This is a genomic window from Deinococcus detaillensis (assembly GCF_007280555.1).
GTDB lineage: Bacteria > Deinococcota > Deinococci > Deinococcales > Deinococcaceae > Deinococcus > Deinococcus detaillensis.
The window spans coordinates 1-1,272 of sequence record NZ_VKDB01000084.1; the positions used below are offsets into that span (position 1 = coordinate 1).

1 protein-coding gene is annotated in these 1,272 nt (G+C 58.5%); it reads right to left on the reverse strand.

Features of this window, described 5'->3' with window-relative positions:
- Window positions 1–19 precede the first annotated feature (19 nt).
- Window positions 20–1,216 carry a transposase gene (locus FNU79_RS18945; protein WP_143722341.1) on the reverse strand — a complete coding sequence of 399 codons (1,197 nt, stop codon included), beginning with the start codon at window positions 1,214–1,216 and terminating at the stop codon, window positions 20–22.
- Between the last annotated feature and the right edge of the window lie 56 nt (window positions 1,217–1,272).

Sequence of the window (1,272 nt, forward strand, 5' to 3'; positions counted from 1 at the left end):
CCTGACAGCCTGACAAATTTTATGAGAGTGGACGAAAAACGAGCTGCCAGCCGACTTCAAGTGTCGTTCGAGGGTCAGCATCTGAGCGTTTTCTTCGGCTGGGCGGCTCAGGATCAGGACCACCCTGGAGCGTCAGACGGGAGAAGACCGTCCGACCTCGACTCAGCGCATACTGAACGGTACGCAGACCAATTTTGAGATAACTGAGTGCCCGTTTCCAGTGGGGATCGACGTGTCGTCGATCCCCACTCTGAACGGTCTGAAGACCTTCTGATACGAGCAGCAGAGTCGCTATCGCTAGTACCAAGACCAGCCGTTCCAGGCTGGCCGCATCACGGAGTCTGGAATCTTCCAAACCGAACAGGCCGCTTTTTTCGTCCAGAAAGCCCTCTTCAATTTGGAAGCGCTCGCCGTACTCAGCGAATGTCTCGATACCCGTCGGCTGGTCACTGACGACTTGCCACTGCTCTGGGCCGTCCGACGGACGGCCCAGAGCGATATGGACGGGACCGAAGTGCTGTCCAGTCAGCGTGATGTTGTGCAAGCAGCGCGTTTCTCGTGGTGCGAGTTTCACCTCACCCACCTTGCACAGTCGTTTCTTCCCTGGAGCAGCCATGATCAAGCTCGACTTGATCCGGATGCGATAATGCCATCCGCAGACCCGAAGCCAGCCCATGAGGGCCGTATCGCAAAAGCCCCGGTCCGCCAGCAGGCGAACCTCACGCAGCTTGAGGAAGTCGAGCATGCCTTTGACTTCGGCCAGGATGGGCAGAAGCTGGGCGGTGCTGACCTGGGCGCTGGAGTGTTCGAGAACACGGGAGACGAGCGGCACCGCTCGTCCCCGAAAGAGGACCGAAATGCGGATCAGGCAGAACTTCTCGAAGAGGACGCTGGTATCGAGTGCCAAGATCAGGGTGTGTTCACCCCAGTCCCGCAAGGCGCGGGTGATCAGGGGACCGTAGATGCTGGTCGGGTCGATGGCTGGATTCTTCAGCCACCGACGGACTCGGCGCTCGGTGCTCTGAGCCAGAGTCGCTCCAGCATTGATGTGAGACAGCCAGTGAGGAAACGTGCTGCGCTGGGAAAGCAGCAACCCACTGACCATCCAAGACACGGTTCGCGCGTTGCGAATGTCGTTCCACAACCCGCTCTGGAGATGGGCAAGTACCGCTTGATAGAGTCGAGAAGCGTCCCCGGTGGCCTGTTCTGTCGTCATAAACGAAAGTGTCCCCTACTGGGGACGCTTTCTCATAAAATCTGTCAGGCCGTCAG

Coding starts and splice junctions, on each gene's coding strand:
- FNU79_RS18945 (WP_143722341.1), bottom strand. CDS start 1,216: ATGACGACAGAACAGGCCACCGGGGACGCTTCTCGACTCTATCAAGCG.